Genomic DNA, 7066 nt, shown 5'->3' on the forward strand with positions numbered 1-7066 from the left:
GAATATCCTACATTATTAGTATATTAAAGTGGGCTCCGATACAAAGAAGTTTCATTGCTATAACCGCTTCAAATTCAAATTTATCAACCGCTGTTTCCACAAAAGCCTACCACCAAAACAATGGAAGGCTTTCTAAACAATTTATCTAAATTTAAAACTCCCTTTTAAACCTACTTTTTCTCATTTTTAGTATCAAAACAGTATCACTAAGGAGCTTTTTGCTTCCGTAAGCCGTTGCAATATTGTATTTTCAACGGTTTTACAGCAGAAATATTTTTGTTACTCTATTCCCACTCTATCGTTGCAGGTGGCTTGCTTGAGATATCGTAAACTACGCGGTTTATGCCGTTTACCTCGTTTATGATGCGGCGGCTTACGTTTTCAAGTAGATCATAAGGAAGCCTTGAAAAGCTTGCGGTCATGCCATCACTCGCATCTACTACACGCACACAAACAGCGTTTTCATAGGTGCGGTTATCACCCATTACTCCGACAGAATTTACATTTAAGAGCACGCAAAACGCCTGCCAAGTTTTGTTGTACCAGCCAGTACTTTTTAGCTCGTCACGTAAGATCACGTCAGCTTTGCGAAGTAGCTCTAGGCTTGGTTTATTTACTTCGCCCATTATGCGGATAGCAAGGCCCGGTCCTGGGAAAGGGTGGCGGAAGACTAGATCGCGGCTTAGTCCAAGCTCAAGGCCTAGCTTTCTAACCTCGTCTTTAAAAATTTCTCTTAGCGGTTCTATCAGCTCAAATGTCATCCAATCAGGCAAACCTCCAACGTTGTGGTGACTCTTTATCGTCTTACTTGAGCCAACTACGGAGCTTTCGATGATATCAGTATAAAGAGTGCCTTGAGCTAAAAATTTCACATCACCATGCTTTTTAGCCTCTTGCTCAAAAATTTCTATAAATGTCTCACCTATGATCTTGCGTTTTTTCTCAGGATCTACTACACCAGCTAATCGTCCCAGGAAGGTCTCACTCGCATCTATGCTAACTAGCTCAACACCAAGCTTTGTTCTAAATGTAGCTTCAACTTGCTCTCTTTCGTTTGTTCTAAGAAGTCCGTTATCAACAAAAACAAGGATCAAATTTTCAGGCACAGCAGCTGCTAAAAGTGCTGCGGTCACAGAGCTATCCACACCGCCGCTAACTGCGCAAAGCACCTTGTGAGTGCCTACTGTTTTTCTTATCTCTTCTATCTTGTTTTTAGCGAAGCTTCCCATGTTCCATGTGCTCTCGCAACCGCAGATATATTTAGCAAAATTCTTTAAAATTTGCGTGCCATACTCGCTGTGTTGCACCTCTGCGTGAAACTGGATTGCATAAAATTTTCGTTTATCATCGCCAAAAGCACAATAAGGCGAATTTTCACTAACAGCGATCACTTCAAAGCCCTCTGGCAAGTCTTTTACATAGTCACTATGACTCATCCATACGATTTGTTTTGAAGGTGTATCTTTAAATAGCTCATGCTCTTTAATAACGTTAAGCTCTGCCTTGCCGTACTCTTTTTGATCAGCCGCCAAAACCTCAGCCCCATGCGTGTGAGCAAGTAGTTGCATGCCGTAGCAAACGCCAAGTATAGGGATATTTAGCTCAAAGACGCCGTTATCGCAAAAATAAGCATCTTTAGCATAAACACTAGCTGGGCCGCCACTTAAAATGATACCCTTTGGCTCTTTCGCCTTTATCTCACTAAGCTTTGCATTAAATGGCAAAATTTCAGTGTAGACGCCCTCTTCTCTTAGCCTTCTGGCTATTAGCTGAGTGTATTGTGAACCAAAATCCAAAACTATAATCGTATTGTTCATTTATAACCTTTTAAAAATAGATATGAAAAATTTCAAACTGCACATACCAAACAATGATCGATACGATATATCCTAGAACCACCATCCAAGCGTATTTCATATGTGCACCAAAGGTATAAATTCCTTTTAATTTACCCATTACTCCAACACCAGCTGCTGAACCAAAGCTGATCATCGAACCACCGATACCAGCAGTTAGTGTCACTAATAGCCACTGACTCATCGCCTCGCCTGCATCAGCTCCCATTGCTGGATTTGCTTTCAAAACAGCTGACATAACAGGGACATTATCAACGATCGCTGAAAGGAATCCAACTCCGATATTTACAGCAGTTGAGCCAAATTTATCATAAAGTGATACAGCGTAATTTAAAAATCCAGCAAAATGAAGAGCGCCAACTGCAGCTAAAATTCCAAAGAAGAAAAATAGTGTGTTGTTTTCGATCTTTGACATATAGTGAAATACATGCATTGGCTCTTCATTTTTGTGAGCTTTTTTGAAATAGTAAGTATAAAGACTAAGTAGTGAGAAACCAAACATCATTCCCCACATCGCTGGCAAGTGGAAAAGCTGATGCATCATAACTGCACAAAAGATAGTAAATGCGCCTATTGCAATAACTGCTTTGCCACCTTTTTTCATAACCACTTTTGGCTCGTTTGCCACATCAAAATGTGGTGCAGTACTTGGCACCACGCGAGAAAGTAAAAATGCTGTTACAAGCCAGCCAATAATAGATGCTGGGAAAAGTGCGAAAAAGTCTAGAAATGGTGACTTACCTGCTGCCCAAACCATAAGCGTAGTGATATCACCAAATGGACTCCATGCTCCACCTGCATTTGCTGCAACGACGATATTTATCGCGCCAGCTACTAAGAAATTTGTATTATTCCTATCTATCGTTAGAAGAACGGTTGAAAGAATAAGCGCTGTTGTTAGGTTATCAGCTACTGGGCTTATGAAAAATGCCAAAACACCAGTTAGCCAAAATAGTTTTCTATAAGTATAGCCTTTTGATACGAGATTATATTTAAGTGCATTAAATACGTCTCTTTCGATAAGTGCTTCGATAAATGTCATCGCCACCATCAAGAAAAATACGATCTGAGCGATCTCTAGAATCAGGTGATTTACCTCATGTTCAAGCGAATGTACATCCATGCCATTTATAAGCATGTAAACACCGATAAGCAGGAACATAAACGTACCGATAAAGATAGCAGGTTTTGCTTTGTCGATATGGAAATTTTCTTCTGCTGCTATAAAAAAATATCCAACAACAAAAATTATAAGCGATAAAATTCCTGCCCACGTAGTAGTTAAGTCAATAGCTGCGGTTTCTCCATCAGCACCAAAAGCCATCGCGAAAAACAAGCCTAGAAGTCCAAAAAACCTCATTATACTCTCCTTGTAGAATAAAAAATCTTGGTATATTACTTAAATGAGCCTAAAAATTAGGTTAGTTAAAATTATTAAGCTTACATTACATTTTTATTTAAATACGAAAATTTTACTAGATTTTGTTTATCTTATCAGTTTTCTTTTCTTTTACGGGAGCATTTCCATAAAATGGATCATCTTTATAGCCACAACCGCTAAATGCAAAAAGAGTAAAAATTAAAATAAAAGATGATAAGATAAGCCCATGAAAAACGCTAAATTTTTGATAAATACTATTCACGAAAATCCTTTGTATAAAGAAAAATTAAGCATGGCAAATGAGTGCCAACAGCTTTTAGAGCTTATGGGGAAAGCAAAACGATTTTATATAGCTTTTTGCTACGTTAGAGAAGGTGTTTTGACCTTTGTTCTTACTCATCCCACTGGGCTTTTAGAGCTTAGGCGTGATAGTAGTATAAATGATATAAAAAGGTTATTAAAAACCTTTTGCAATTTTAATAAAAATAGCGTTTTTAACAGCATTCTTACTCCAAAGCCTATTAACGAAATCAACTATACAAAAAACAAAAAAGAAGAAAATATAAGATTTGTCGTGAGCAAATTTTTAAAATTTTTTAATCAAAAAGAGCAAAGTACCATCTTTTATACGCCATCTAGCAAAGGTGAGTTTAAAAATTTAGCAAAAGACGAGCAAATACGCCAAAAATTTGAAGAGCTAAGAGAAATTTTGCTCAAGAAAAATGAGCAGGCAAGATGCTAATAGACGAGATAAGAACGCTTCCAAACGAGCCTGGCGTATATCAGTATTTTGACGCGCAAAATAGACTCTTATACGTTGGTAAGGCCAAAATTTTAAAAAACAGGGTCAAAAGCTACTTTAAATTTACCCCAAGCCTAGCTCCGGCTGAAAAACTAAGCCCAAGAATTTCAAAGATGATAAGCGAAGCTGTGCATCTTGAATACATCGTCACTCCAAGCGAAGCAGACGCGCTCATACTTGAAAATTCTTTCATCAAGCAGCTTAAGCCAAAATACAACATCTTGCTTCGTGACGACAAGACCTACCCTTATATTTTTATAAATTTAAATGATGATTTTCCAAGATTTGAGATCACTAGAAAGGTGGTAAAAGGCTCAAATATACGCTACTTCGGGCCATATTTTAGCGGAGCTAACGAGTTACTTGAGGCTCTTTATCTAAATTTCAACCTCGTTCAGAAAAAGTCCTGCATTAAAGGTAAAAAAGCCTGCCTTTTTTATCAGCTAAAACGCTGTTATGCCCCGTGTGAAGGCAAAATTTCAAAAGAGAGCTACGCTAAGATCGTAAACGATGCTATCGCAGCCTTACAAAATCCAAATTTGCTCATCACTCGCCTTGAAGAGCTCATGCTAAACTACGCCAAGGCCGAAGACTACGAGCAAGCAGCCGCGACTAGAGATAAGATACAAACACTTAAAAATATGCAAACAAAGGTTGAAGTTGATCTTGCTAAGCTTGAGGACTTTGAGGCCTACTCGGTCGCTTGTGTGCATGATATGATCTGTGCGGTGAGATTTAGCGTGCAAAATGGCAAGATAACTGGCGTAAAAACTGACATCACGCAGGCCAAAAACGCTCAAAAAGATGAGATAAACGAAGCTTATAAGCAGGCTATTTTAAAAAGCTTCATAGCTGGGCAGCCGATTATTAGCACCAAAATTTATGTGCATGAGAGCTTTGAAGATAGTGAGCTGGTGGAGGAAATTTTAAACGAGAGATTTGGGCGTAAATTTAGTATCACTTGCCCTAAAATTGGCGATAAGCGAAAAATTTGTGAGATCGCTACCAAAAACGCTGAAGTTAGCATTGAAAAATATCTAAAAACGCACGATAACGTGCTATTAAACGAGATAAAAGAGTACTTTGACCTAGCTCACACGCCTTACGTGGTCGAGGCTTACGACAACTCGCACCTTTTTGGCGAGGCAAGTGTCGGAGCGATGGTGCGCTATGAGCATGGCGAGTGGGTAAAGCAAAACTACCGTCACATGCACCTAAGCTCTAAAAACGACTACGATCAGATGAAAGAGAGTTTGACAGCCAGAGCGCTTAGATTTGACAAGCTTAGCCCACCTGATCTTTGGGTTATTGACGGAGGCGAGGTGCTTTTAAATTTAGCCTGCGAAATCCTAGCAAGCAGTGGCGCAAATGTCGATGTGATAGCCATTTCAAAAGAGAAGATTGATGCCAAAGCTCACCGCGCAAAAGGCGAGGCGAAAGATAAAATTTACACAAAAAATGGCAGCTTTAGCCTAAGTACGAGCGATAAAAAGCTTCAGTTTTTCCAAAAAATGCGTGATGAAAGCCATAGATTTGTCATTAGCTTTCACAGAAAAACAAGGCAGAAAAACGATATGCAAAGATCAATTCTAAAGCAAGCTGGCGTTTCTGAGGGCAGTATCGCGAAATTAATTAGCTTTTACGGAAGTTTTGATAAAATCAGCGAAGCGAATTTAGACGAAGTGGCAAAAATAACAAATAAAAGCGTAGCAGAAAAGCTTGCAGTGCTCAAAGAAGGAAATTTGAAGTGATAATATATGATGAAAATTTAAAAATATCTGCGATAACGCAAGATTCACTTGAGCTATTGGGTTTTGATAGTTTAGATGACTTTTTGTTGCGATACAAAGATATAAGCGAGCTAGTAATAACAAGCCAAGAAAGTACAAGCTACAGCTTCTTGGAATTTTTACAAAATACGAAAGATAATAGTGCTAGAGTAAATTTAAAAAGAAAAGATGGTGGTGCGATCTTACTAGAAGCGAGATTGCAAAATGCCATTTTAAAAAATGGCGAAAAATTTTTTATCGTGCTTTTAGAGAAGCAAGACATAATAAACAACCAAAATCTAATAGCAGCAGTAAAAGTAAAACCTACATTAAGACTACCTGTTTTTAAACTAAACGCATGGTATCTTTTTGACACGCAGACACAATCACTTATCGATGATTCTTGGTTTGAAACATCGCTTAAAATACTAAATTTAAATAAAAAAGATTTTGCATCCTACTTAAATATCTTTTTGCATAACGCAAGAGAAATTCTTATCCAGATCCAATCAGCCATAATCGCGAAAGACGAGATAATGCTCAAAAAATATGTAGATGAGATAAGGGAAGCTGCATTAAATTTAAAGCTTAATAACCTTGCAAATGAGCTTAACGCTTTTTTAGATAACAATCAAAATGGAAAGATGAAAGAGATGTCTCTTTTTACCAAAAGACTAATTGAGATAGAAAATATCGTCAAAAAATATAGCAAAAAGAGTATCTATGAAAAATAATAAATTTTATATATTGTTAGCGCCAATAATAATTTCAGCGATCTTTTTCGCTTATAGCGGAAATGAAAGCTATAAAAAATTTACAGATCTAAAAGATCTAAATGAAAAACTATATAAACAATCCTTAGTATTTCAAACTATAAGATCTGTAATACAAGAGCACGATACGCTAATAGGCAAAAGCCAAGAAGATATAAAAAAGTTGCGAGATAGCACCTTAAAAAATACACAAAAATTTATAAATTCTATAAGAAAAGACGATCGCATCGAGATACGAAATGTAAATAAATTAAAAGAATTGCTAGCAAATCTAAACCAAAATGATAAATTTGATGAACTATTTTATGAATTTTTCCAAAATATAAATGGAGAAATAGATAGCGATTTTAAACAAGACTTAGACCGAGACTTTCCGCTTATAATAAAAGCTTATGTCGCAACTTTAAGTAAAATTTACAATCAACTCTCTTTAGCAAACAACACTAAATACTATGTAAAAAATATCTTTATAAATGGCCCTTTAT

7 protein-coding genes are annotated in these 7066 nt (G+C 37.1%); 4 read left to right on the forward strand and 3 right to left on the reverse strand.

Going from position 1 to position 7066, the window contains the following annotated elements:
* Window positions 1–284: 284 nt before the first annotated feature.
* The 3 genes from guaA to FZ949_RS09350 form a co-directional block, all read right to left on the reverse strand.
* On the reverse strand, window positions 285–1817 hold the full coding sequence (gene guaA / locus FZ949_RS06900) for a glutamine-hydrolyzing GMP synthase (RefSeq protein WP_103580499.1): 1533 nt from the start codon (window positions 1815–1817) through the stop codon (window positions 285–287).
* A gap of 10 nt (window positions 1818–1827) precedes the next feature.
* Window positions 1828–3216 carry a sodium:proton antiporter NhaD gene (gene nhaD, locus FZ949_RS06905; RefSeq protein ID WP_103580498.1) on the reverse strand — a complete coding sequence of 463 codons (1389 nt, stop codon included), beginning with the start codon at window positions 3214–3216 and terminating at the stop codon, window positions 1828–1830.
* Between the two features lie 115 nt (window positions 3217–3331).
* Window positions 3332–3499, reverse strand: coding sequence for a hypothetical protein (locus FZ949_RS09350; protein ID WP_021091736.1), 168 nt, complete (start codon window positions 3497–3499; stop codon window positions 3332–3334).
* A gap of 30 nt (window positions 3500–3529) precedes the next feature.
* On the opposite strand from FZ949_RS09350, the gene FZ949_RS06910 reads away from it, so the two are divergent.
* The 4 genes from FZ949_RS06910 to FZ949_RS06925 all read left to right on the forward strand — a co-directional run.
* Window positions 3530–3979, forward strand: a complete 450-nt coding sequence (locus tag FZ949_RS06910; protein WP_103580527.1) for a hypothetical protein — start codon at window positions 3530–3532, stop codon at window positions 3977–3979.
* Complete coding sequence (uvrC, locus tag FZ949_RS06915) at window positions 3973–5790, forward strand: excinuclease ABC subunit UvrC (protein ID WP_103580497.1); 1818 nt, start codon at window positions 3973–3975, stop codon at window positions 5788–5790. Before FZ949_RS06910 ends, uvrC begins: the two co-directional genes overlap by 7 nt.
* Window positions 5787–6542 carry a hypothetical protein gene (locus FZ949_RS06920; RefSeq protein ID WP_103580496.1) on the forward strand — a complete coding sequence of 252 codons (756 nt, stop codon included), beginning with the start codon at window positions 5787–5789 and terminating at the stop codon, window positions 6540–6542. The genes uvrC and FZ949_RS06920 overlap by 4 nt, the downstream gene beginning before the upstream one ends.
* Window positions 6532–7066 (forward strand): hypothetical protein (locus FZ949_RS06925; RefSeq protein ID WP_148790276.1); only part of this gene is annotated, 535 nt, incomplete at its 3' end. The genes FZ949_RS06920 and FZ949_RS06925, both read left to right, overlap by 11 nt.

The sequence above is a fragment of the Campylobacter concisus genome, from assembly GCF_902460545.1.
Taxonomy (GTDB): Bacteria; Campylobacterota; Campylobacteria; order Campylobacterales; family Campylobacteraceae; genus Campylobacter_A; species Campylobacter_A concisus_AE.